Raw genomic sequence first — 26241 nt, 5'->3', positions numbered from 1 at the left:
GTGTTTTTATGTCAAATTTTGTTTATTCAGGTGTACCTGATCCATCTGCTGGAGTGTCCAATCCGGGAGCGGCGGCTGCTCCAAGTGCTGCGAGTGGACTTTTTCAAATGTTATTCCTTTTACTCATTTTCTTTGTAATGATGTATTTTTTGGTGATTTTACCTCAAAAAAAGAGGGAAAAACAATTTAAACAAATGATTTCTGAAATTAAGAGGGGAGATACTGTTATTACCTCTGGCGGTATTGTAGGAAAGGTTATAGATGTAAAAAAAGATACACTAAAAATAAAAAGTAACAATACAACTGAACTTGAAATTGCAAAGGTTTATGTAGCAAAAGTAATAAAAAACAAGGAGGAATAATAAACCAAGGGGAGGTATTTAGATGAAAGAAAATAAAGTCAGAGGCGTAATAACATTGATAGTTATTGCACTTGCTTTTGTATCCTTACTTTGGCCTACTTCAAATGGATATAGAGGATTTGCAAGTTTATTTAACAGAATAAGATTAGGACTTGATATTAGTGGAGGAGCAAGAATTGAATACAAAGTTGATATCGACAAATCTGTAGAAAATCCATCACAGATTGCGGAAGATGTCTGGACTGTTTTAAGAAATAGACTTGATATGGCAAATTATACCGAAGCTGTGGTTAAACAGACGTTTAGAGAAGAAAACACATTTATTATTGTTGAAATTCCAGGGGCTACAGATACCGCTAGAGCAGAACAACTAATCGGTTCTACAGGTATACTTTGGTTTGGTCAAGTAGTTGATGAGACAAGCACAAATCCAAAAATAGATCCAGAATTAACAAACGAAGCCAAAAGAGAGAAAGCAGAGTGGTTGCTTGATAGGGAAGGTAAGAAGTGGTACCTTGTCAAAAAAGAGATTGCTAATATTTCCAGTTTGAAGCTTGTTTCACCAAAGATTGTTGAGGCAATACCACAAGTTGACAGAAATAATGTAGCTGGTTATGTTGTAACCTTTAAGATGGATAAAGCTTATGTGGATGTATTTAAGAGAATAACGGAAAAACTTTATGTACCAGAAGAATTACTTAATCAAGGAGGAATTGCATATAAACAAGCATTAAAAAAGAGATTAGCAATTGTTTTGGATAATAGAGTGCAATTTGCGGGATTTGTTACTGCAAAGATAACAGATGGTAGTGCGTTAATTAAGGGAAACTTTACATTGGATGAGGCAAAACAATTGGCTGCAATTTTAAAGAGTGGAGCGCTTCCTGCAAGGTTAGAGAAAGTTTCATCTGGATGGGTTGCACCTTTGCTTGGAAAAGATATAATTGAGGCGTCAATAAAAGCGGGTATAGTTGGTGTTGTTATTGTTCTTGTGTATATGATAGTATTTTATGGAGTTATGGGAATCGTTGCAGATATTGCATTGTTGTATAATACATTCTTATTGCTTGGAATTTTGGCGGTAACTGGTTCAATTTTAACGTTACCTGGTATAGCAGGTATTATCTTGACTATTGGTACAACTGTTGATGGAAATATAATAATTTATGAAAGAATAAAGGAAGAATTAAGAAAGGGAAGTTCAGTAAAAGCTGCAATTTCGACAGCCTTTTCAAAATCATTTATTACACTCTTTGATGCAAATCTTACAACGATAATTGCTGGACTTTTCCTTTATTATTTTGGTACAGGTACTGTAAAAGGTTTTGCCATTACTTTAATTATAGGTGTTTTGGGTAGTTTGTTTGTTAATTTGATAGTCTCGAGATTTTTCTTAGAACTATTTTCCGGTGGGATTAAGGTTAAAAGTGTTGGCAAGGGAGGTGCCAAGGCATGATAGATTTTGTTGGAAAAAAGAATGTTTTTATAATACTTTCTATAATTTTGGTTGCGGCATCTCTTGTGAGTATATTTACTAAAGGATTTTACCTTGGTGTAGAATTTCTGGGTGGTTCAGAGATTATCTTGAGTGTTAACGATGTTGTAGATGAGGCATATGTGAGAAATGTAATAAAAAACTTGGCACCAGAGTTTGAAAATGCAAGGGTAACTCAAATAAGGAGTATTGATGATCCAAAAGATATAACGAAATTTTCCATAGTTGTTTCCCCACTTGATGAAAAAGGAAAGTTGAGAGTTTATTCTGGAGAAGAAAAAGATATGGTTAGTAAAAAAATTGTTGAAGCATTTAAAGAAAAAGGGAAGGTTGCAAATGTAATTGGATTTAACGAAACCAGTGGTTATGCAGCTAAAGAAATTAAAAATCTAACCTGGAAGGCAGTTGTATTTACTTTACTTGCAATCTTATTGTACATAACTTTGAGGTTTCAATTTGTATTTGGAGTAGGTGCAATTGTTGCACTTATCCACGATGTTATAATCACATTGGGATTCTTCTCATTTTTTAATTACGAACTTAATGTTGCGGCAATTGCAGCTGTTTTAACACTTATAGGTTATTCACTTAACGATACAATTGTTGTGTATGATAGGATAAGAGAGAATTTAAAGAGAGCTAGAGGAAAAAGTATAGAAAATATAGTTAATGATAGTATAAATCAGGTTATTAAAAGGACTATAAATACATCACTCACCACGTTTATAGTTATATTTGTTTTATTGCTATTCTCTGGAAATAGCATTAAACCTTTTGCATTTGGAATGACTATAGGCACGGTAGTTGGAACTTATTCATCGCTTTATATAGCAAGTCCTGTAGTTATAAAGTGGATAAAAAGATAAAATGAGGGCGAAAAGGCCCTCAATTTTCTCTAAAGGGGTGATATTTTGGCCTACTTTTTGTATTTGGGGTTTATTTCTCTTGGATTTATTATTTTTCTATCTTTTAGAATATTAGAGTATTCATCTGGTAATGAAAAAACCACTCAATTATCTAATATTATCCAGAAAGGTGCAAAATCTTTTTTGCTCCAAGAGTATAAGGTGTTTTTCCCGGTAATTTTTGCCCTTTCAATTTTGTTTTTGTTTCTTATGGGGTATAAGGCGAGCATTTCTTTGCTTGTTGGTGCTCTTTTTTCAGTAGCTGCTGGATATTTTGGGATGTCTATAGCTACTAGGGCAAATGCAAGAACTGCATGGGCTGCAACAGAAGGTTTAGGAAAAGCTTTAAAAATATCGTTCTCAGGTGGTGCAGTTATGGGGCTAACTGTATCCACTTTGGGAATTTTAGGTCTTGCTATAACCTATTATGTTACTAGGGATATAGAGTTAATAAGTTACTATTCGCTTGGCGCATCTTTTGTTGCGTTATTTGCAAGGGTTGGAGGAGGAATTTATACAAAAGCTGCGGATGTTGGAGCAGATATTGTAGGAAAAACAGAAGCCAATCTTCCAGAAGATGATCCGAGAAACCCCGCTGTAATCGCGGATAATGTTGGAGATAATGTAGGTGACGTTGCAGGAATGGGTGCAGACTTGTACGAATCGTATGTAGGTTCAATTTTTTCTGCGATTGTATTGGGAAATATCTTCTTTAAAGAAAAAGGATTTTTATCAGTGGTATTTGTTGTGATTTTTGGATTAATTTCTTCAATTATTGGAATAATCTATACATTATTGAAGGCTGAAAAGTCAGATAATCCTGCAAAAACTTTGAGAGTTGGTACGATTTTTTCTGGAATTTTAACTTTATCGATGACTTTTGTTTACAGCGTATATATTGAATGGCTAAAATTATTTTTTGTGGTGTTTTTTGGTGTAATAGTTGGATTGTTAATTGGAATTATAACAGAATGGTATACTTCTGGTAAGAAGGTACAAAAACTTGCAAAGACTGGTATGATGGGACCTGCTAACGTTATAATAAGTGGTACAGCTTTGGGAATGGAATCAACTTTTATAATCACATTATTGATTGCCGTTGCAGTTATTCTGGCTTATAAAATTTTAGGATTATTTGGTGTAGCACTTGCAGGAGTTGGTATGCTTTCAACTTTGGGAATTAGTTTATCAGTTGATGCATATGGTCCAATTGCTGATAATGCAGGTGGTATTGCGCAAATGGCGGGATTAGATCCAAGCGTAAGAGAAATTACCGACTCATTGGATGCAGTGGGAAATACTACAGCTGCTATGGGAAAGGGTTTTGCAATAGGCTCTGCCGCGTTAACTGCTTTGGCTTTATTTGCTAATTTTAGTGAATTATCTGAAATTTCCTCTGTAAATTTGAGTAATCCGTATTTATTTTTAGGGGCACTTATTGGTGGTATGCTTCCGTTTTTCTTCTCTGCATTGACCATGCATGCAGTTGGTGATGCGGCAGATGATATGGTTAAAGAAATAAGAAGGCAAATTAAAGAAATTCCGGGTATTTTGACGGGAACGCAAGATCCAGATTATCAAAGATGTATTCAAATTGCCACAAAAGGTGCTTTGAAAAGAATGGTTTTACCAGCTATGCTTGCGGTGTTATCACCTGTTTTGATTTATATTTCTTTTGGAGCGATTGGAGTTGGTGGTCTTTTGATCGGTGCAACCGTGTCTGGTGTAATGCTTGCAATATTTATGGCAAATTCAGGTGGAGCTTGGGATAATGCAAAAAAATTTGTTGAAGAGGGAAATTTTGGAGGAAAGGGTTCTTTTGCGCATAAAGCAACAGTCGTTGGTGATACAGTAGGAGATCCATACAAAGATACTTCTGGTCCTTCTATCAATATTTTGATTAAATTGATGGCAATTACCTCTATAGTCTTAATGACAATTGTAAGGGGGTTATAATATGAAAAGAGTGGGAGTATTATGTGTCGGAAATGATTCTCCTGGGATTAATGCGGCTATACGTGCAGCTGTTGTAAAAGGATTGGATTTAAATGTTGAAGTAATGGGTATAAAAGATGGTTTTGAGGGGTTTTTAAGGGATGATCTGGATGTTTTATTAAGGGGCAATGTTTCCAATGTTTTGCATCAAGGTGGAACAATGTTAGGTACTTCTTTGTATGTACCAGAGAATAACGAAATTGGAAAAATTAAGAGTAAGGTAGAACAATACGGTATTTCTGCATTGATAATTATTGGTGGTAGACTTGCAGCAAAATCAGCTATAAATTTGATGAATGTAGGTGTACCATCTATTGTAATTCCGGCTACTATTGATAATGATCTTTCTTTTACAGACTTTTCTATAGGCTTTTTTACCGCAGTTGAAAATGTAAAAAACGCGCTTGATGTTTTGCATTCAACTGCTGAATCGCATCACAGGGTTATGATTGTTGAAACAATGGGAAAACCAAGTGGTTGGATAGCAGTTATTGGTGGATTGGCAGGTGGGGCTGATTATATTATTTCTTCTGCTGAAAAGACCAATTTCAATGAAATGATTGATATTATAAAAAGGAGATATGAGGGAAGAAAGAGATTTTCATTAATAGTTATCGAATCTGGTGTGGAAATCCCTGAAGATATTAAGAAGGAATGTAAATTTTCACCTGAAGAAGGTTCGTCTATTGTTATTGGAAGGTATATAGAAAAACAGTTAAAAGATTTTGGAATTGAATGGAGATATACAAATTTGGGATATTTACAACGAGGTGGTTCTCCAAGTGCAATGGATAGAATTATTGCAACACAAATGGCTGCGCATGCTATAGAGATGATAAAGATTGGAAAAGTATATCATGCAGTTGGTGTAAAAGGATTTTCTATTACGGAAATACCGTATTCTGAAACGATTATAAATTATAGACCTGTGGATTTTTATCTAAGAGAATTAACAAAATTGTTTTATTAAGGTGATAATTATGATAGTATTTATGACTGATTGGGGAAATTCACATTATGTTGGAATTTGTAAAGGAGTAATTAAGCAAATAGTAGACGAAGAAATTGTGGATTTAACCCATCAGATAACTGCGTTTAATGTGCGGGAGGCGATGTATGTCCTCTCGCGTTCTTTTATGCATTTTCCCAAAGGAACGGTTTTTTTGTGTGTAGTGGATTACGGTGTAGGGAGTGCAAGAAAGGCAATAGCCGTTAAAACGGAAAATTATTATTTTGTTGGACCGGATAATGGATTGTTTACTTTAGTTTTTGAAAGAGAAAAACCTTTAGAGATAAGGGAATTAAATAACCAAAGATATCATTATAGCAAATCAAGTACTTTTCATGGCAGGGATATTTTTTCGCCCGTTGCAGCGTATATTACAAAGGGTTTTTTTAAAGAGCTTGGTAGTCAATTATTTAACTACGCAACCTTGCCGTATTTAAAGGCAAAGAAAATCGAAAATAAAATATTAGGAGAAGTTGCGTATATTGATAAGTTTGGTAATATAGAGACTAATATACCATTTGAATGGATAAAAGAAAAGGAAAAGATCAAGTTATTTTTTAGAAGAAAATGGGTAGAATTACCCATTTTGAGGTATTATGCAGAAGTTGATATTGGAGGGTTATTAGTACATAATGATAGCACAGGTTTTGTTGAAATTGCGGCAAATCAATCTAGGGCGGCAGATATACTAAAGTTTAATGCAGGAGATAAATTGGAGATGATAATATAATTGTAAAGAATCTTGAAGTTTTTTATGGAAATAAAAGAGTCTTGGGAAAGATAGATACAAAATTTAGTAAAGATGAGTTTGTATTGCTTTTGGGCTATAACGGTAGTGGAAAATCCACTTTTCTTAAAGCACTTTCAGGATTGGTGAATTACTCTGGAGAGATAATTGTTGAAGGAAATCATCCGCATTATTTTGTTACAGGATATGTTTTTCAAAATCCTGAAACTCAAATTATTGGTAGTACAGTTTGGGAAGATGTTATTTTTGGACTTGAGAACCTCGGACTTGATAGGGAAGAAATAAGAAAAAGGGCACAAAAGGTTTTAAAAATTACGGGGTTATACGATTTTAAACATATGGAACCTCACAATTTATCAGGAGGACAAAAACAAAAACTTGCGATTTCATCAATACTTGTTATGGAACCTGAATATCTGCTATTAGATGAACCACTTTCAATGTTGGATAAAAATGATAGGCAAGTTTTAAAAGAACTTATATTTGATTTAAAAAAAATGGGTATGGGTATAATAGTTGCCACTCATAATCCGGAAGTGTTTTTAGAATTTTCTAATAGGGCAATTTTTATGGATAAAGGAACTATTGTCAAAGATAGTAATGATGTTTTAGAAGTTGTAGATATGTATATTAACGAGGTGGAAACGTGAACATAGATAAAGTATTGGAGGAATATTCTGGGGTTTCAATTGCTATTGTTGGAGACAATAAAAATTATTTAAAAAGTTATGTAGAGAATTTGGTATACAAAATCACAAATAATGATATGCAAAGATATTATATTATAGATCAGGAAAATATTAAGATAGATGATATAAGGCAAATACAGGATTTTTTATCGTTTTCCGTTGAAAGTGGCAAGAAAATAGTTGTGTTATTTGATGCAGAGAAAATGCTTCCTGAAGCAGAAAATTCTATTTTAAAAACGTTGGAAGAACCGCCAAAATATGCGTTAATAATATTAGTTACTACAAGTTGGAATTCACTTTATCCTACTATTAGAAGTAGGCTTCAAAAATTTGTTTTAAATTTTCCAAAAAATAAAATAAAAGAGTTTAAAGATTTCATACAAAAAAAGTTATACTTAGAATTTCCAGAGGAATTTGAAAAAATAAAAAATAAGGATTTTGTAGAAGAAAAGATTACAGAACAACTGGGTGTTAATGCATATTATACATTTTACATTAAGATGAAAGAGGCATTAGAAGATAGCAAAGCTTTAAATATGTTAGTAATGGAATTGTTGGAAGTAAAAAATTTTAAAATTTTAAAGGCTATTGCAAAGGTTGCACTGTGGATTTGCGAAGAATATAGTTTGGATTATACGATTGCAAGGGAGTTTTCGAAAATAGCGTCTTCAAAAGTTTCCAATTATAACTATGAATTAACGTATTACTATATATTATTAAGTTTAAAAGATGCTATTAAAAAAAATAAGGTTTAATTGCTTGAAATACGTAGTAATTTTTCTTTTCATATTATAAATAGTGATATATAATTAGAATAGATCTGCTAATAAAGGAGGAGTTTGAGTTGCTGGAATCATTATTATCTTTTTTTCAAAGTACAGCTTTTATGCATATTAGTTATGGAAATTTGATAATGTTCGGGATTGCCGGACTGCTGATTTATATTGCTATAGAGAAAGACGCAGAACCACTTCTTTTGATACCTATAGCTTTTGGAATTATTTTAGCAAATATACCTCCAGATATTACTGGCATATTAAATCCTCCTTCTCAATCTTCACCAGGTGGTGTTTTGTGGTATATACAACAGGGATTAGTGCTTGGAATCTATCCTCCACTGATTTTTCTTGGAATTGGGGCATTGACTGATTTTTCCTTTATGCTTTCATATCCTATTACAATTTTTCTTGGTGGAGCGGCTCAGATGGGAATATTTATCACCTTTCTTTTGGCAAGGGTGTTTGGTTTTACTTTAAAACAAGCGGCATCGATAGGTATTATTGGTGGAGCAGATGGTCCTACTTCAATTTTTATAACCTCAAAATTTGCACCTGAATTGTTATCTATAATTGCAATTTCTGCATATTCATACATTGCGTTAATTCCCGTACTTCAACCGTTGGTTTCAAAATTGATGACAACAAAAGAAGAAAGAAGAATAAAAATGAAACCACCTAGAAAGGTAACCAAGGTAGAGAGGGTACTATTCCCAATTTTAACAACTATAATTGTAGCACTAATAGTCCCTAAGGCATTACCATTAATTGGTATGTTGATGTTTGGAAATCTTTTAAAAGAAGCAGGTGTTGTAAAGAGACTTGTTGAAGCGGCAAGTAGATATATCCTTGATACAGTTACAATTCTACTTTGTGTTTCAGTTGGTGCATCTGCAAGGGCTGACGTGTTTTTAAAACCTCAATCTTTGCTTATTTTCGGTATGGGTGCTATTGCATTTATAACGTCTATAGTTTCTGGAATTTTATTTGCAAAATTAATGAACTTATTTTTAAAAGATAAAATAAATCCATTAATTGGTGCTGCTGGCGTATCAGCTGTACCTGATTCTTCAAGGGTAGCTCAAAGAATTGCCCAGGAAGAAGATCCAACTAATTTCATATTAATGCATGCAATGGGGCCAAATGTTGCCGGAGTAATAGGTTCTGCTGTTGCAGCTGGTATATTCTTATCATTAATTAAGTGAGGTGAGGTAATGGCGAAGAAACAGTTTAAGGTGAAGATAAATTATAATTGGTGTAAAAGTTGCGGGATATGCTATAACACTTGTCCTACAAAAACTATTATTAAGGGGGAAATGAATAGACCAAAAGTAGAAGATCATACAACGTGTATAGGATGTTTGATGTGTGAAAATTTATGTCCAGATTTTGCCATTGACATAGTTGAGATTACAGAAGAAGTAGGTGAAAAAAATGGGTAAATTAGTTTTTTGGCAGGGAAACGAAGCAGTTGCATATGGAGCACTGAAAGCTGGTTGTAGATTTTATGCAGGTTATCCCATTACCCCTTCTTCAGAAATTGCCGAGACCATGGCAAGAGAGTTACCAAAACATAATGGGGTTTTTATTCAAATGGAAGATGAAATTGCAAGTGCCGCGGCTATGATTGGTGCATCACTTGCGGGGGTAAAATCAATGACAGCTACTAGCGGCCCGGGTTTTAGTTTGATGCAAGAGGCTTTAGGATATGCTGTTATGACTGAGACTCCGTGTGTTTTTGTTAATGTTATGCGTGGAGGCCCTTCAACTGGTCTTCCAACCAAGCCCGCTCAAGGTGATATTATGCAAGCGAGGTGGGGAACTCACGGAGATCATGCCATAATTGCGATGTACCCTTCAACTGTCCAAGAAGCGTATAGGTATATAATTGAGGCTTTTAACCTTGCCGAAGTATATAGAACACCTGTTGTGTTTTTAATGGATGAGACTTTGGGCCATATGAGAGAAACATTTGAATTACCGAATGGTAGAGATATAGAAATTGTGGATAGAATTTCTGAAAAAGAATTGGAAGATGAAGAGATATTTGTGCCGTATGCAGAAAGTGAATATGCTGAACCAAAACCTAATGCGTTGATAGAGATGGGTAAAACAAGATTCCATGTTTCGGGCCTTGTGCACGACGAATCTGGTTTCCCAAATGCAGCGTATGAAACTGCAGAAAAATTAATCAAGAGATTGTCAAATAAAATAAGGCTCCATATTGATGAGATTTCAATTTACGATGAGTATATGACAGAAGATGCAGAAGTGCTGGTTATAGCGTATGGGGTAGTGGCAAGGAGCGCACTTGAGGCTGTGAAAATAGCAAGAAACGATAAAATGAAAGTAGGTTTGTTCAAGCCAATTACAATTTGGCCATTACAAGTTCACGAGCTTAGAAAAAGACTTTCAAAAGTTGAAGCAGTTGTTATACCAGAAATGAATTTAGGGCAATACGGAAGGGAAATTTTGAGATTGGTAAAACCTGGAACAAAAGTTAAATTTATCAATAAAGTAGGAGGAGAATTAATTACCCCAGAGGAAATTTTAGCAGGAATAAACGATATTTTAACTGAAGGATATGACTTTTAAAAGTTCTAAGGATTATGGGTTTATCTTCAAAGATGTGACAAATAAAAAATTTCAAAACTAGATGGCTTCGGCACTCCACCGAGGCCATCTAATTTATTTTTATACCTTCTCTTGTATTCTTCACATCTTTTTAGTTCAACTGTTTAAAAAAAAGCACCCCCTTTTTAGTTTTATTTAACCATTTTGGGGGTGCTTTTTTTATCGTTTTTTTAGTTCAGTGCACAGTTACCTAAGATTTTTTATTGATCAAGCATAGGTATTTTCAAGTTATGTTTTTTTGCAGTATTTATTGCTATTTCATAGCCTGCATCAGCATGTCTTACTACACCAAGTCCAACGTCATTTGTTAAAACTCTTTCTAGTTTCTTATGTGCCAAATCTGTACCATCAGCTACTATAACCATTCCTGCGTGCAATGAGTAACCAATACCTACTCCGCCACCATGATGGAAAGATACCCAAGTTGCCCCACTTGCAACATTTAACATCGCATTTAGAATTGGCCAATCGGCTATTGCATCACTGCCATCTTTCATAGCTTCAGTTTCCCTATATGGACTTGCCACTGACCCTGTATCGTGATGGTCTCTTCCAATTACAATAGGTGCTTCGATTTCGCCTTTTTGTACCATTTTGTTTATGGCAAGTCCTAATTCTGCCCTTTCTCCTTGACCTAACCAGCATATTCTTGCAGGTAACCCTTGCCATTTAATCTTTTTTTGTGCAAGTTCTATCCATTTTTTTAAGTGATTATCGTAAGAGAATAATTCCAATACTTTTTTATCAGTTTTGTAAATATCTTCAGGATTACCGGATAAAGCGGCCCACCTAAATGGACCTTTTCCTTCGGAGAATAAGTCTCTTATGTATTCTGGAACGTATCCTGGAATATTAAATGCATTTTTTACTCCGTGATCGTATGCAAGTCTTCTTATATTATTTCCATATTCAAATACTTTTGCGCCTTGCTTTTGCATTTCCAATATTGCTTCTATATGTTTTACAACGCTTTCGTATACTAACTCAAGGTACTTTTGTGGATTTTCTTTCCTTAATTTTAATGCTTCATCAAATGACATGCCCTGTGGTACGTAGCCTGTTAATGGATCATGCGCAGCTGTTTGATCAGTTACTATATCTGGAATAATTCCACGTTTTACAAGTTCTGGATGCACATCTGCAGCATTTGCTAAAAGACCAACTGACAGTGGTTTTCCTTCTTTTACAGCGTCTTGTACTAATTTTAATGCTTCATCTAAGTTGTCAGTCCAAGTATCGAGATAACCTGTTTTAATACGTCTTTCAATCATTCTTTTATCTATTTCAACGGCAAGTACTACACCATCGTTTAAAGTTACAGCTAAAGGTTGTGCTCCTCCCATTTCTCCTAAACCTGCAGTTAATACCCATTTTCCTTTTAGTGATCCATTGAAATACTTTTTGGCTACTGCGTAGAATGTTTCATATGTGCCTTGAAGTATACCTTGAGTTCCTATGTAAATCCAACTTCCAGCGGTCATTTGACCGTACATAATTAAACCACGTTTTTCTAATTCTCTAAAATATTCCCAATTTGCCCATTTGGGAACAAGGTTGGAATTTGCGATTAATACTCTTGGTGCCCATTCACTTGTTTTAAAAACTGCAACTGGTTTTCCACTTTGAATTAAAAGTGTTTCATCCATTTCTAGATTTTGCAGTGTTTCAACTATTTTGTCAAAACATTCCCAATTCCTTGCGGCTCTTCCTGTACCACCGTATACTATAAGGTTTGCAGGATCTCTTGCAACTTCTGGGTCTAGGTTGTTCATCAACATTCTCATAGGTGCTTCAGTTTGCCAACTCTTACAAGAAAGTTTTGTTCCTCTTGGTGCTTTTACAATCCTTGACATAATATTCCCCCCTTAATTTTAAGAATTTGCCATTAAATAAGTGTAGACCTTTGTATCTTCAATTAAATTATTTATAACCACATATTCATTTGGTTGGTGTGCCGTTTCATCTAATGTGGCCCAGACAACTGCGGGGAAGCCTGCACGTCTAACTATAGCGGCACAAGTTCCTCCACCTATTCCTCCAACTTTTGGTTCTAAATTTCTCAATTCTTTTATTGCACTTTTTAGTTTTATTACTATCTCTGAATCTTTATTAGTGGGTGGTGCAGCTTGCTCAAATTGCAGTTTTTCTACGTGAATTTCCACATTGTATTCTTTTGAAAACTTATTTGCAAAATTGGTTATATCCTCGAAGATTTCTTCAATGTTATATTCTGGTAATATTCTACAATCAAAATAGACGACATCTGTTCCCGGTATAGTGTTTACATTATCCACATTATTTTCTTTTTTTGTGGGTTCAAAGGAACTTTTTGGATAATCAAATAAGTTATTTTCTAAGTTATATTTTTTATTTAAATATTCATCCAACTGGGAAGCGAATTTCAAAGCGAACCTATGGGCATTTTTAGCTATATCTGGTCTTGATGCATGTGCTTGTTTTCCAAAAGTAGTTATTTTTAACCATGCAATGGATTTTTCGGCAATTTCAATAAATGAACCGTCGGGTTCGCCGGCATCGGGTACTATAAACAAATCGCTTTTATTGAATAAGCCAAGCTCTAAAAGGTGTTTTATACCATAGTCGGATCCTGTTTCTTCATCTGAAACAAAGGCAAGTGCGATATTGTCTTTGGGTTTTATTTTGAGTTCTAATATCGCTTTTGCAGCATATAATGATGCAATTAAAGATGCACCGTTATCTTCTGCACCTCTTCCAAATATTTTTCCGTCTTTTTCTAGTGGATCAAATGGATCATTTTCCCATAATGATAGATCACCTGCGGGAACTTTGTCCATGTGGGTTATAATCCAAATAGTTCTTTTTCCTTCACTTCCTTTTATTCTCGCCACAATATTTGGTCTAAATCCATATGGCACTATGTCATCTTTTGCATCGTATCTTTCCACAGAATCAAAGCTCCAATCTTTAATTAAGTCTTCTAACCATTCAGCCATTTCTTTTTCACCTGGGCCACCTGAGCTAGGATTTACAGAGTTAATGGATACAAATTTTTTCATTGAGGTAATGATTTCGGGTTTTAATTTTTCAACAATTTGAATGATTTTTTCTTTCATATAGATTCCTCCTTTAATATTTTGTAAGCCTCATGTGCAATTAAAGCCGTTATTCCCCAAATTATATATTCTTTGTGTTTGAAAAATAAGATTCTATATTTCCCTTGTCTCCAATTGTAATTTTTTTCATTTGGTATTAAATGAAATGGAAAATTAGTAGGTGGATATACCTTTACATCTATGTAATATTCGTACAAAGGTTTTTCAAATAATTTAATTGGTGCCAAAAAAATTGCGTCAACTTCTGATTTATTACGCATAATTTTGCTATTGATGGTACCTAAAAATGGGTATATTACTATATTAAAAGGTGTAACAACCATTGGAAGATCTTTGATTATTTTTGGGACTGTACCTATTTCTTCAATTGTTTCACGTATCGCACAGTCTTTAGGTGATTCGTTTTCTTCTAATTTCCCACCCGGGAATGCCACTTCTCCTGGTTGAGTATTTAATTTTTTTGAACGTACTTCGAATAAAAAATATTTTTTGTTTACTATGGGTATTACCACAGCGTATTCATTTGCACCGATTATCATATCAATAATTAACCGCCGATGAGTTTAGGTTATTTTTAAAGATACTGTTCCATGGTGTTGATGGCGAATCATTCGTAGAAATTACAGTTATTGTTTTTCCAACTATGTATAAATTTCCTATGTTGTCTAATATTATAAATTTTGAATTTTCATATGTTTTTTTATAGAGAATTTTAAAGCTATTTTTTTCTAAAATGTATAAGTTGTTATTTTCGGTTAGTATATATATGAATTTTTGACCTATAACACTATCTATTATGTCATATTCAAAGTCTAGAATTTTTACGTCATTTTTTGTGAAAAAGTTTTTGGAAAATACATATTTATTTGATTTGTCTATTAAGATTACAGAATTTTCAGAGGGAATTTGTGGATTTTCCAACGAAAAAGCCAAGTTTTTTATGTTACCTATAAACTTTTCCTTTTTTTCATTTTTCCATAAATATCCCATCCCATCTACGGTATAGATTTGACCAGATAGTGATACAAAAGGTCCACTTATCGGCCATTTTCCAACTTTCATAGTTGAAATTATTTTTCCATCTTTGATTTCATACAAAAGTCCATCATCGGTTACGGTGTATATTATTTGTCCATCGTATGCAGCACCTAGTGTGATATCTGAATCCAATTGTGTTTTCCAAATAAGATTCCCATTTAAATCGAAAGAATAAAGAAAATCATCCCAACAAGGAACTACTAGCGCATTTTCGGTAATGGTTAAATGTCCAGTAACTATAAACGGCAAATGATAATTCCACAGTATTTTTCCATTACTTAATTTGAACAATTTTCCACTTGTGGTTGCTAAAAACAAAGTACCGTTTATTGCAACTGGTCTCCCAGTTATGTCTGCATTAAGATCTATACTCCACAATTTGGTAAATTTTGTTTGGGTTTCCTCTATATTTTCGTTTAAGTTTACAAATGCCTTTATTTTAAAAGGGTATGTTGTGATGTTAAAATCTTTTGTTATTAAGTAATTCCCGACAATTATATTTTCACTGTCTGTAATAATTTTATTTCCATTTACTTTTTTTGAAAATACTAATTTATTTGTTTCATCGTAGAATGAAATAGTCATATTTTTTAATAACACGTGGTAACCATTGTATGTGTAATCATTAACTGGGTTGAATTTTTTCAAAAATTTTGGGTACCTTGGATTGGAAATATCGAAAAGAGAAAGATTATACGTGGAAAATACGGCAAGGATGTTTTTTGAAATTCTTATTTTGTTTATTCTTCCTTTATCATATGAAAGGGTCCATATTATTTTTCCATTGTTGTAAGCTACAACTCTTCCCATATTTATGGCAAATAAAATATCTTTGTAAACTTGTGGGTTTGAAATATTTGATATTATCCTTATTAAAGACAATTTATCATTTTTTAAATGATAAAGTCTATCTTTTGAAACAATATATCCTTCACCAATGTAAGTGGGTGATTCTACATAGATTTTTTTGTTTGTTTGAATATTCAATATTTCGTCTTTTCCGACAAGATAGATGTTATTGTCATAACGAAAGAGATCTGAAAATGTACCTGGAAGTACTTTTTCAAAAGATTTATATAGACCGTCATTGGTTAAAATATAAGTTTGCGAGAACAAAATTGTTATAGTCAAAAGAAAAAAAAGTATTATTTTTTTCATTGTATTACTCCTTAATCTTTTCAATTTCAAGTAATCTGAATTTTAAATATTTTGTTTCTAAGATGTTTAATACATATGGGTGATCGTAAGGTTGAGCACCCCTATGCATAACTCTTGTTATGCTGCTTGTATCTATACCTGCCGAAAATATTATATTATCAAATTCTTCCTCTGAGATTATTTGTGTGCATGAAGAAGTAGCCAAAATACCGTGATTTTTTAGGATGCGCATTGCCCTGAGATTTATTTCTTTATATCCTTTAAGTGCACTTTTTTTATTACTCCCTTTTTTGGCAAATGAAGGCGGATCAATCGAAACAACGTCAAAGTACTTTGATGTTTTGTCAAACTGTTTTAAAATATCAAAAGCATTTCCTACTATAGTTTCATAGTTTTTAAATCCATTTTCTTTTGCAATTAAATTTACAATGTCAATTGCGCGTTGTGAATAATCAAGAAAAGTTACATATTTTGCACCGTACAATAACATATGCATACCAAAGTTTCCAGTATAGCAAAATGCATCGAGACATACTTTATCTTTGGAATATCTTTCTAGTGATTTTACATTTAGTCTTTGGTCAAGAAAAGCACCAGTTTTTTGTCCTTGGGTATCTGCAAAAAACTTTAAATCATTTAGTTCAAATGGTATTAATTCGGGACCAGATTTATATATCCAACCGGAATATTTTTTTAATCCCTCTTTTTCCCTGGAATTACTATCGGATTTTTCAAAAATACCTTTTGGATTAAAAAGTTCTATTATTACATCTAATATATGATTTTTTAGTTTTTCAATACCCAAAGTATTGATTTCAAGTACTATATAATCTTGAAATTTGTCTACTATTAAACCAGATAAATTATCCGCTTCTGAGAAAATAACCCGAAAACTTTTTTCTTTTGTATGCCTTCTCTCCAAAGCTTCTAAAAATCTTTTTTTGATAAAGTTTTTTCCTATTGTTTCTGCCTTTCTTGTTAAAATTCTAACTCTAATTTTAGAGTTAAAATTAATGTATCCTTTTCCTAGAAACGATTTTTCATGGTTAAATACATTGACAATACCGCCATTTTCCGGGATTCCTTCTATTCTTTCAATTTCATTTTCATAAATCCAGGGATGCCCATTTTTTATTCTATTTTTTATATCCTTCTTCAAGAATACCTTCATTTACTACCTCCATATAGTCCAGATTTTTCAATTACCCATTTGTAGGCTTCTCTGATTTTATTGAGGTTATAGTTTCCAGGGGTAACCTTTACATGTGAAGAATTAAGTACTCTATTTGACCACCTTTCAATTTCTTCGTCTTCTATTGAAAATTCAATGGAAACGTTGAGAGATTTAAGAAATTCAAGTGGGTCGCCTAGAATTTCTTTAATTTCTTCTTCTTTACCAGAGTTTTTAACTTCAAATGGTAGAAAGACAGCTGTTGCAAGACCGTGTTTTATTCCTTTTTCAGAGGTTAGTGAGTATCCCAATGAGTGTGCAATAGTGGTACCTGTCAAACTTATTGCAATACCTGCATAAAATGATGCAAGCATTATTTTCTTTCTCAACTCGTAGTTCTGCAAGTCTTCAACTAACTTATTTAGGTTTTGCTTTATTAGCTTTATTGCTTCTAGCGCGTATAATTTTGAAAATTCACTGGCTCTTAGTGATAGAAAAGATTCAACTGCGTGCGATAAGGCGTCTAATGCCGTTGATATTGTGAGTTCTTTTGATAGTGTAAGTGTGTACTTTGGTTCTAGTATAGAAACATTTGGGAATATAACATCATGTTTAAATCCTTTTTTTACGTTGTTAATAGTTAGAACGGAGTATTGTGTTACTTCACTTCCTGTACCGGAAGTTGTTGGAATACAAAGAATTTTAGATGCGCTGTTATATTTAAGGTTATCGTATAAATCTTCAACTTTTATGTCATTTTTACACAAAACAGCAATAGCCTTGGCGGCATCCATTGGACTGCCGCCACCAAGGCCAACAATTACATCCCAATTTTTTCCAAATTTATCTATGATCTTATAAAGCATCTCTTTAGGAGGGTTTTCCAAAGTTTCATCAAATATTTCAAATTTTTTATTTAATTTTTTTAAAACATCTACTAATTCATATAGACTTTTGTTTTTTTTCGAACTTTTTCCAGTAATTATTAAAAAGGTATTTCCCAATTTTTCGATTTCAATTATAGAGTCTTTATAACCATCTTCAAAAAATACCTTTGTGGGAAGGTAAAATTTCATTTTATTCCCCCTCAAAATTGAATTTTACTATAGGTTTTCTTGAAGCAGTAGCCTCATCTAGTCTTCTAATTGGTGTTGTGTAAGGTGCATTTTTTACTAATTCTGGATTTTGCTTCGCTTCTTCAAAGATTTTTCCAAGTATTTTTGCAAATTCATCTAATGTATCTTTACTTTCAGTTTCCGTTGGCTCAATCATAAAGTCTTCGTGTACAATTAATGGGAAGTACATCGTTGGTGCGTGGATTCCATAATCTAGAAGTCTTTTGGCTATATCTAACGCTTTGACTCCTGTTTCTTTTGTTAATTTTTCACATGTGGATACAAACTCATGCATACAAAGACCTGGATATGCAATGTCCATGATTTTTGATACCTTTTTTCTTAGATAATTTGCATTCAACACTGCCATTTGCCCGACCTTTTTTAAACCTTCTTTTCCCATAGTTTTTATATATGTATATGTCCTTACCAAAACGGAAAAATTCCCGAAAAAGCTTCTTATAAATCCTATACTTTCTGGTTTGGAGTAATTTAGCTTATATGTGTTATTTTCTTTTATTATTTCAGGTACTGGTAAAAATTTCGAAAGGTGTTTTTTTACTCCCACCGGGCCACTACCTGGTCCACCCATACCATGTGGTGTACTAAATGTTTTATGAAGATTTAAGTGGACAATATCAAAACCCATATCACCTGGTCTTGTTCGTCCCAAGATTGCATTTAAGTTTGCACCATCGTAGTATAAAAGTGCACCCTTTTCGTGTACCATTTCAGCAATTTTTATGATATCTTTTTCAAATAAACCAAGTGTATTTGGATTGGTCAATAACAAAACTGCAACTTCTTCGTCTAGTTGTTTTTTAAGCTCGTTTAGATCTACCCTTCCATCAGGACCGGATTTTATTTCTATAACTTCAAATCCAGCCATTCTTGCCGATGCAGGGTTTGTTCCATGAGCGCTGTCTGGTACAATTGCTTTTTTTCTCTTTGTGTCACCTCTACTTAAATGATATGCCCTTGCTATTAACATACCAGTTAATTCTCCATGTGCTCCTGCAGATGGAACAAGTGTCATATCATCCATTCCTGATATTTCGCAAAGCATTTCTTTTAGTTCGTACATTAATTGAAGAGCGCCTTGTGCCGTTTCCATTGGTTGAAATGGATGTATCATTGAAAAGTGTTCGTCATTTGCAATTTTCTCATTAATTTTGGGATTGTATTTCATAGTACATGAACCTAATGGGTAAAATCCTACATCAACTGAGTAGTTTTTTGCAGCAAGATTGGTATAGTGTCTAACCACATCTAATTCACTTACTTGTGGAAGTCTAGGCGATGTTTTTCTAAGTAAGTGTTCTGGAAAGTCAAATTCATAATCTTTTATATTATTATTTGGTATTTTAAACGCAATTCTACCTTTTTTTGACATTTCAAAAATAGTAGTCATTTGAGTCCCTCCATTCTAAAAATGTTTTAGTAAATTATCTATGCTTTCATTTGTGTTTACTTCTGTACAACATGCAAGTGCACAATTTTTAAAATTGGGAAGTACCTTTACCAATGGTAGAGGGCCTAAGAAACCTTCTTCTGCTAATTTTTTCCATTTTTCGTAATAATTTTCACCTGCGTCGAATGCAAATTCATTAAAGAAAGGACCGTTAAATATGAGGGAATATCCTTTTTCTTTTAATTTTTCTGCAAAGTAATGTGCTGCGTTGTACGACATTTTTGCGACTTTTCTTAATCCTTCAGGTCCCATAGTTGATAAATATATAGCATTTATGAGTGCTATTAATGCATGATTTGAACAAATATTTGATGTAGCTTTTTCACGACGAATGTGTTGTTCCCTTGTTTGAAGTACCATCACATATCCTGTTTTTCCATCTACATCTTTTGTTTGACCTATAATCCTTCCGGGCATTTTTCTGACGTATTTTTCAAGAGTAGTAAAAAATCCAATTCCAGGTCCTCCGAAATTTGGAGTTACGCCAAGCGATTGTCCCTCACCTACTACTATATCCGCGCCAAGCTTTCCGGGAGATTCTAATATAGTTAAAGATACTGGTTCACTAACGACGATTAACAGTGTTTTTTCCGGAATAGATTCTTTTATTAATTTTAAATCTTCAATAATTCCAAAGAAGTTTGGATATCCAACTACAACCGCAGAAGTTTCATCACTTATCTTAGATTTTAGATCTTCAATATCCAAAGTGCCGTTATCATTCCATTTTACTTCTTCAATTTCTATGTTTTGCGGAGTACAATATGTTTTGCTTGTTTGTAAATACTCTGGATTAATAGAACTGGCGGCTAATATCTTATTTTTTCTACTAACCCTTACAGCCATTAACATAGCTTCGGCAAGAGCAGTTGCTCCATCATACATGGAAGAATTTGCCACTTGCATACCTGTTAATTCACACATCATTGTTTGATATTCAAACAGTGCTTGTAATGTGCCCTGTGAAACTTCTGCTTGATATGGTGTATATGCTGTTACAAATCTTTGATCATTTGCAAGATGTTCAACTACGGTCGGAATGTAGTGCGCATAAATACCCGCACCGGCAAAGATGTTTTCTATTTTAAATACTTTATTTTTCTTTGCAAGTGATAATATTTCACTTTTTACGGTAAATTCGTCTTTTTCACTTTCTAGATTGTAATCATCGACAGTTTTTGGGACATCTATATACAAATCTTCTATAGATTTTACGCCGATTTCATTTAACATTTCCTTTATTTCTTCATCAGTGTGTGGTATGTATCTGTGCATACACAATCATCCTTTCTTTTTATTTTTTACACTGCCTCTATAAAATGGCATTTTAACTATTTCTGCTTTTACTAATTTATTTCTAATCTCAATTTCAATTACTTCACCAGATTTATGACCTTTTTCAATTAAGGCCATGCCAATTGCTTGATTTAGCGTTGGAGAGAAAGTTCCGCTTGTAACGTATCCAATTTCCTTTCCTTCTTTGAAAATTTTGTAACCATGTCTTGCAACACCTTTATCAATAAGTTTAAAACCCTTAAGGCGCCTACTTAGCCCTTCTTCTAATTGTTTTTGCAGCACTTCTTTTCCCATAAAATCTTTGTTAAATTTTACGGCCCATTTTATTCCAGCTTCGAGTGGAGTAATCGTTTCGTCCATATCATTCCCGTATAGTAATAATGAGGCTTCGAGCCTTAAACAGTCTCTTGCACCAAGACCTGCTGGTGTTACTTTCATATCCAAAAGTTTTTGCCATATTTTTACAATCCCGTCTTTATTTGTTGTGTATATTTCAAATCCGTCTTCTCCTGTATAACCGGTTCTTGATATGATAGCATCTGTACCTAGTATGTTTCCAAAAGAGAAAGTATAGTATCCAATATCATCTAGATTTAGATTTACAATTTCTTGTAAAGTTTCCTGTGCTTTTGGTCCCTGAACAGCAATTAATGCGTAATCATCTGATTTGTTTTCTAGTGTTACATCAAATTTTTCTGCAATTTTTTTCATCCAGTTAAAATCTTTTTCTATATTTGCTGCGTTTATAACCAACATTGCTTTATTTTCTGAAATTTTATATGCAAGTAGATCATCTACGAATCCGCCTTTCTCATTACACATTGCTGTATAAACTATTTCACCGGGTTTTAAATTTTCAAAGTCGTTTGTGATGAGAAAATTCACAAAATCTGTTGATTGTGGACCTTCCACTATTACCTCCCCCATGTGTGATACGTCAAACATCCCCACATTGTTTCTTACCGCAAGAACTTCATCCTTTATACCAGAGTATTGGATGGGCATTTGAAAATTTGCAAATTCGACCATTTTAGCACCTAATTTTAAATGTTCATTGTGTAATGGTGTGCGTTTCATGTTCTTTTCCCCCTTTATATTGAGATTGATTATTCCTTTTGCTTTTTTTAATTCACTTTCTGGTACAAAGATTGCGAAAAATGCCGATGAGCCGAATAAAGCTTTTGGAAATGGTTCTGCTTCTGCTTTGATTATACAGGGAATACCGTTACTTTTTAACCATCCTTCAACTAGTTTTGCGTTAATTTCACTATCTATCTCAATTATTTTTTTCCACATAATCTCATCTCCGAGTTTATTGTAACACCAAATTTTTAGGGTTAAAAATTCAAATAATACTATTCAATAACAATTATTGAAATTATTTTATGTTATTTGAATTAATGTTCGTTTTCCCAAAATTTTTTGGATACTGTTTGTAAATGAGAATTATCCATTTTATACCTACCAACTTTTGCGCATGGTTTTCCGTTTACCTCTACTATGTCTGCCGTTATATCTATTTTTTTCTTCAAAAGCTTTGAACCTACACCGTAGACATCGGCTGGAACGTCTAATTTTTCAAACAACTCTATTTTCTTTTCGTCAAATCCACCTGAAACTACAATTTTTAAATTGTTCAGGCCAACTTTGTCAAATTCTTTCCTTGCCCTCCAAACAAGTTCAGGACAAACCCCAAATGAATTTTCATCTTTTGGAACAACAGATTTGTCTCTTAAATTTCCAGAGGTGTCAAATCTTACACCCCAAATTTTATTTTTTCCTTCTCCTATAATTGGTGCAGGATCTGTTTTGCCCAAAATAAATTCTTTGCCTGTTACGTATTCATAGAATCTTTTCACCACTTCAAAGGTAGTATTAATAACATCATTATCCCAATCAACTAGAAAAATTCTGTTTACGTGTTCGGGCATGTATTTGTCAAATGCAATAGATGCAATGTCTGTTTTACCGTTATATGCAGCAATGAGGGCGTGGGGTATTGTTCCCATGGATTCGATTCCCCAATAATCGGCGTTTGCATCGGTTGAGACTCCAAAAGCACCTGCTTTTAGCGCAGCATATCCATCTGTTGCTTGAACCCAATAATGATCAAACCTTGCACTAAAAAAGAGTATGGGTTTTCCATTTGCTGCTTTGACAACTTTTTTTACGGCAGTTGTTGTACTTGAAGCCCTTGCAATTACCCCTAATAATATAGTTTCAAGATAACCAAAGTAGGTAGGATCACCTTCTATGGTTAAGATAGGCATTCCTTCTTTTACATCATCTCCGTCATATACAGCTTTCACTTCTATTTCATCCCATTTATCTATCCACAGTTCATTTAATTTAAGCCTCAAATTCCATTTCTTTTCTGTAAGCTTTATTATTTCTTTTACATTTCCTTCAATTGTTAGATTTTGCATTTGTTTGTCCAATTGGAGCATTTCTGAGAATATTTTTCTTGCTTTTTCTTCATCTTTATAATAGCCTGTGCAGAATTTAAGTATTGCAAGTGCTTCGTCAATTCCACAAATAGTCGCATTTTGCCTTGGAAAGAATTGGTAATATACAGTTGGATGATGGTTATCTTTTTTTAAAATTTCAACATACCTTGTAAAATACTTATCAGAATAGTATCCCATACGAATTTTATCTATTGGAATTTTAAACACCTTTGGATGTAACCTTTTCATATTTTTCCTCCTTTTATACTAGTTTTTCTTTTTTTGTATGCGATTGGAATTACTATTGAATTTATTAAAAACATGATAACACACCAATCACCGAATTTTTGATAAATAGTTGTTGTATTACTTTTTTTTACGTTAAAGATTCCTACTTTTTCAGTCATGGTAGGAAATACCTTAGTTATTCTTCCGTATTTATCGATGCTTCCAGTTATACCAGTGTTTGACACCTGGATAACGTATCTTCTATTTTCTATAGCCCTAAATACGGATTTTGAGAAATGTTGTATATGTGCGGTGGTAAATTTATACCACCCGTCGTTTGTGATAACAATTAAAAATTGTGCGCCATTTTTTGATAATTTTCTTGATATTTCTGGAAAATAACTTTCAAAGCAGATTTGAATTCCAAATTCTGGATAATTTTCTATTTTAAAAGTTGTATATCTATCTCCCTTTGAAAAGTAAGATATTCCTCTTAAAAATTGGAATTTTTTGAATATTTTTTCGTATGGTAAAAACTCTACGAATGGAAAAAGCTTAATTTTATCGTATTTTCCAACAATTTTTCCTTTGTAATAGACCACAGCACTATTTTTGGGAGTGTTTTCCATTGTTGGAAATCCTAAGATTATAGGTTTTTCCATACTGATATTTTTTAATTTGCTTTCAATATAGGTATTTCTAATGTCTTTTTCTGGAAATACTGCTTCTGGAAAGATATGTAAATAATTTGGAGTTTTAAATTTTGTTATTTCTTTTAAAATTTCTCTTTCGTTTTTTAGATATTTTACCTTTTGTTCCACGTTAGTTTGTAATGCAACTAATGGGATATTAGCTTTATTTTCGGGAAGAGATGTGAAAATCAACCAGTTTATAAAGTATATAATGGATAAGGTTATAATTATCTTAGAAGGTGAAAATTTTTTGTAATATAGAAAAAAATTAACGAGTACAATTAGAAAGGTAAGACCTATTGTTCCTACAACGGAGGTGATTTGGATTATTCCAATATCTTTAAATAGTGCATCGGAAAGCCTTATTCCTGTAAATCCCAAATCACCAATTCCCCTTAAAAATTCCATTATAGAGTATACTGAAGAAACAAATATAGCTTTTGGAACAATTCCTTTAATTCTGTCGATAAAATATCCATAGAAGATTCCAAATATTAGAAATGGAAAAGCTTCAATTGTACAGAGTAAGATAAATACTAAAAAACCCGTAAATGAAGAAAACCTACCAAAAAATTCTGGAAGATTTTTGGTAAGTACGGGGATTACCCAATATAAAGATATGAAGTAAAGTATGAAATGGAAAAGGAAAGAATACAAGAAAGCCATCTTTCTGTTTTCAAGTCCTTTGAAAAAGAGTATAAGTGAAAACCAAATCAATCCTCCCCACAAAAATCCAGGCATTGCAAGAGATGTTAGGATAGAAGATATGAGTATGTAAATCACATTTTATCCTCCTTTAGGTGAATAATTCTATAGCTTTTTTTAGATAAAATGCAACTTTTTCTTGTTTTTCAAGGGTTAATTTACTGTGAAAGGGAATAGCGAGCGTTCTTTTTGATATATTTTCCGTTACTGGGAGCATTCCTTCTTTCCACCCTAAATCTTTGTAGAGTGGTTGAAGATGTACAGGTGCAAAATAATTTTTCGTTTCGATACCATTTTCTTTCATAAATGTAATAACTTTGTTTAAATCTATTTCTTTTGGAAGCTTTACAACATATACGAACCATGACATCTTTGTGGTGTATTCTTTTGTTGTTGGAGTTTCAACGAAATTAAGAAGTTTTTTATAATTTTGTGCAATTTTGTTGCGCATTTCTATGATTTTATCTATTTTTTTCATTTGTGAATATCCCAATGCGGAGGACATTTCGTCTAATCTGTAATTGTACCCCAATAACTCATGTGAAAGCCATTTTTTGGAAGTCCTTCCTTGGTTTCTCATGGCTTTCGCGAGTCTTGCTATTTTTTCATCATTTGTTACAATAATTCCACCTTCGCCAGTTGTAATTTGCTTATTTGGGTAAAAAGCAAAAGTACCTGCTATTCCAAAGGTACCACATTTTTTTCCTTTGTACTCACTTCCCAAGGCTTCACAAGAATCCTCTATTATTGTTACATCGTGTTTTTCACATATTTTGATGATTTTATCCCAGTCAAGTGGATGTCCGAAAATGTCGACTCCCATGAAAAACAATTTGCCATTATTTGTTTTTTTTAATTTTACAATTTCCTCTTCTAGAGCATTTGGCGAGATATTTAATGTATCGCCTTCTATATCAACAAAATGGACCTTTCCTTTTTCGTATAACGCTACATTTGCAGAAGAGATAAAAGTGAAGGAAGGAACTAAAAGTGTATCCTTTTCTTTAAAATTTAGAGATTTTAAAATTAAATGCAAGGCGGCTGTTCCACTACTTACTGCAATGGCAAATTTGCTTTTAACGTAGCTTTTAGTGATGTTTTCAAACTTTTCCATATATGGCCCCAGTGCAAGTCTTTTGCTTTTTAAAACGTTTAAAACTTCTTCTATATCGTCTTTTTCAATGTATGCATTTGAGAGTGGTATTTTCATTT

Annotated in this window: 23 protein-coding genes; 11 read left to right on the top strand and 12 right to left on the bottom strand. The window is 33.2% G+C overall.

The features are described 5' to 3' along the window. Positions 1 to 8 precede the first annotated feature (8 nt). From yajC to XO08_RS01025, 11 genes are all read left to right on the top strand, one after another. A complete protein-coding gene (gene yajC / locus XO08_RS01075; RefSeq protein ID WP_075665238.1) occupies positions 9 to 362 on the top strand; it encodes a preprotein translocase subunit YajC in 354 nt (117 codons plus the stop codon). Between the two features lie 22 nt (positions 363 to 384). Continuing rightward, positions 385 to 1818 carry a protein translocase subunit SecD gene (secD, locus tag XO08_RS01070; RefSeq protein WP_075665237.1) on the top strand — a complete coding sequence of 478 codons (1434 nt, stop codon included), beginning with the start codon at positions 385 to 387 and terminating at the stop codon, positions 1816 to 1818. Next, positions 1815 to 2723, top strand: coding sequence for a protein translocase subunit SecF (gene secF, locus XO08_RS01065; RefSeq protein ID WP_075665236.1), 909 nt, complete (start codon positions 1815 to 1817; stop codon positions 2721 to 2723). The genes secD and secF overlap by 4 nt, the downstream gene beginning before the upstream one ends. Positions 2724 to 2768: 45 nt before the next feature. After that, positions 2769 to 4718: a sodium-translocating pyrophosphatase gene (locus tag XO08_RS01060; protein WP_075665235.1), complete on the top strand. Its 1950-nt coding sequence runs from the start codon at positions 2769 to 2771 to the stop codon at positions 4716 to 4718. Position 4719: 1 nt separating this feature from the next. Further along, a complete protein-coding gene (locus XO08_RS01055) occupies positions 4720 to 5727 on the top strand; it encodes a 6-phosphofructokinase (protein ID WP_077287098.1) in 1008 nt (335 codons plus the stop codon). 10 nt (positions 5728 to 5737) lie between these two features. After that, entirely contained in the window at positions 5738 to 6496 is a 759-nt protein-coding gene (locus XO08_RS01050; RefSeq protein WP_077287095.1) for an S-adenosyl-l-methionine hydroxide adenosyltransferase family protein, read from the top strand. Between the two features lie 41 nt (positions 6497 to 6537). Beyond that, positions 6538 to 7164: an energy-coupling factor ABC transporter ATP-binding protein gene (locus XO08_RS01045; protein ID WP_088368824.1), complete on the top strand. Its 627-nt coding sequence runs from the start codon at positions 6538 to 6540 to the stop codon at positions 7162 to 7164. After that, a complete protein-coding gene (locus tag XO08_RS01040) occupies positions 7161 to 7958 on the top strand; it encodes a DNA polymerase III subunit delta' (protein ID WP_075665231.1) in 798 nt (265 codons plus the stop codon). Before XO08_RS01045 ends, XO08_RS01040 begins: the two co-directional genes overlap by 4 nt. An 89-nt stretch (positions 7959 to 8047) precedes the next feature. After that, positions 8048 to 9184: a sodium ion-translocating decarboxylase subunit beta gene (locus tag XO08_RS01035; protein ID WP_075665230.1), complete on the top strand. Its 1137-nt coding sequence runs from the start codon at positions 8048 to 8050 to the stop codon at positions 9182 to 9184. A 9-nt stretch (positions 9185 to 9193) separates the two neighbouring features. Further along, positions 9194 to 9421 carry a ferredoxin family protein gene (locus XO08_RS01030; RefSeq protein WP_075665229.1) on the top strand — a complete coding sequence of 76 codons (228 nt, stop codon included), beginning with the start codon at positions 9194 to 9196 and terminating at the stop codon, positions 9419 to 9421. Next, positions 9414 to 10574 (top strand): 2-oxoacid:acceptor oxidoreductase subunit alpha, encoded by a 1161-nt coding sequence (locus XO08_RS01025; protein ID WP_075665228.1) that lies wholly within the window; start codon positions 9414 to 9416, stop codon positions 10572 to 10574. The genes XO08_RS01030 and XO08_RS01025 overlap by 8 nt, the downstream gene beginning before the upstream one ends. A gap of 239 nt (positions 10575 to 10813) precedes the next feature. Here the strand turns inward: XO08_RS01025 and hutU are convergent, their stop codons facing one another. The 12 genes from hutU to XO08_RS00965 form a co-directional block, all read right to left on the bottom strand. Next, entirely contained in the window at positions 10814 to 12466 is a 1653-nt protein-coding gene (hutU, locus tag XO08_RS01020; RefSeq protein ID WP_077287089.1) for a urocanate hydratase, read from the bottom strand. A gap of 18 nt (positions 12467 to 12484) precedes the next feature. Beyond that, positions 12485 to 13708 carry a M20 family metallo-hydrolase gene (locus XO08_RS01015; protein WP_077287086.1) on the bottom strand — a complete coding sequence of 408 codons (1224 nt, stop codon included), beginning with the start codon at positions 13706 to 13708 and terminating at the stop codon, positions 12485 to 12487. After that, the gene (locus tag XO08_RS01010; protein ID WP_075665225.1) at positions 13705 to 14247 is read right to left on the bottom strand and encodes a CoA pyrophosphatase; all 543 of its coding nucleotides are present in this window, start codon (positions 14245 to 14247) and stop codon (positions 13705 to 13707) included. The genes XO08_RS01015 and XO08_RS01010 overlap by 4 nt, the downstream gene beginning before the upstream one ends. Position 14248: 1 nt before the next feature. After that, a complete protein-coding gene (locus tag XO08_RS01005) occupies positions 14249 to 15904 on the bottom strand; it encodes a PQQ-binding-like beta-propeller repeat protein (RefSeq protein ID WP_075665224.1) in 1656 nt (551 codons plus the stop codon). A gap of 4 nt (positions 15905 to 15908) precedes the next feature. Beyond that, entirely contained in the window at positions 15909 to 17075 is a 1167-nt protein-coding gene (locus XO08_RS01000; protein ID WP_075665223.1) for a class I SAM-dependent rRNA methyltransferase, read from the bottom strand. Next, positions 17072 to 18151: an iron-containing alcohol dehydrogenase gene (locus tag XO08_RS00995; protein WP_077287083.1), complete on the bottom strand. Its 1080-nt coding sequence runs from the start codon at positions 18149 to 18151 to the stop codon at positions 17072 to 17074. The genes XO08_RS01000 and XO08_RS00995 overlap by 4 nt, the downstream gene beginning before the upstream one ends. Before the next feature lies 1 nt (position 18152). Beyond that, a complete protein-coding gene (gene gcvPB, locus XO08_RS00990; RefSeq protein WP_075665221.1) occupies positions 18153 to 19601 on the bottom strand; it encodes an aminomethyl-transferring glycine dehydrogenase subunit GcvPB in 1449 nt (482 codons plus the stop codon). Between the two features lie 15 nt (positions 19602 to 19616). Then, positions 19617 to 20936 carry an aminomethyl-transferring glycine dehydrogenase subunit GcvPA gene (gcvPA, locus tag XO08_RS00985; RefSeq protein WP_075665220.1) on the bottom strand — a complete coding sequence of 440 codons (1320 nt, stop codon included), beginning with the start codon at positions 20934 to 20936 and terminating at the stop codon, positions 19617 to 19619. Between the two features lie 6 nt (positions 20937 to 20942). Further along, complete coding sequence (gene gcvT, locus XO08_RS00980; RefSeq protein WP_075665219.1) at positions 20943 to 22253, bottom strand: glycine cleavage system aminomethyltransferase GcvT; 1311 nt, start codon at positions 22251 to 22253, stop codon at positions 20943 to 20945. A gap of 101 nt (positions 22254 to 22354) precedes the next feature. Continuing rightward, complete coding sequence (locus XO08_RS00975; RefSeq protein WP_077287080.1) at positions 22355 to 23653, bottom strand: nicotinate phosphoribosyltransferase; 1299 nt, start codon at positions 23651 to 23653, stop codon at positions 22355 to 22357. Then, positions 23650 to 25107: an apolipoprotein N-acyltransferase gene (gene lnt, locus XO08_RS00970; RefSeq protein ID WP_077287077.1), complete on the bottom strand. Its 1458-nt coding sequence runs from the start codon at positions 25105 to 25107 to the stop codon at positions 23650 to 23652. The genes XO08_RS00975 and lnt overlap by 4 nt, the downstream gene beginning before the upstream one ends. 13 nt (positions 25108 to 25120) lie before the next feature. Beyond that, a complete protein-coding gene (locus XO08_RS00965) occupies positions 25121 to 26239 on the bottom strand; it encodes a DegT/DnrJ/EryC1/StrS aminotransferase family protein (protein ID WP_077287074.1) in 1119 nt (372 codons plus the stop codon). Between the last annotated feature and the right edge of the window lie 2 nt (positions 26240 to 26241).

The organism is Thermosipho sp. 1074 (assembly GCF_001999655.1).
GTDB lineage: Bacteria > Thermotogota > Thermotogae > Thermotogales > Fervidobacteriaceae > Thermosipho > Thermosipho affectus.
This window is presented reverse-complemented; position numbering and strand designations above follow the sequence as displayed.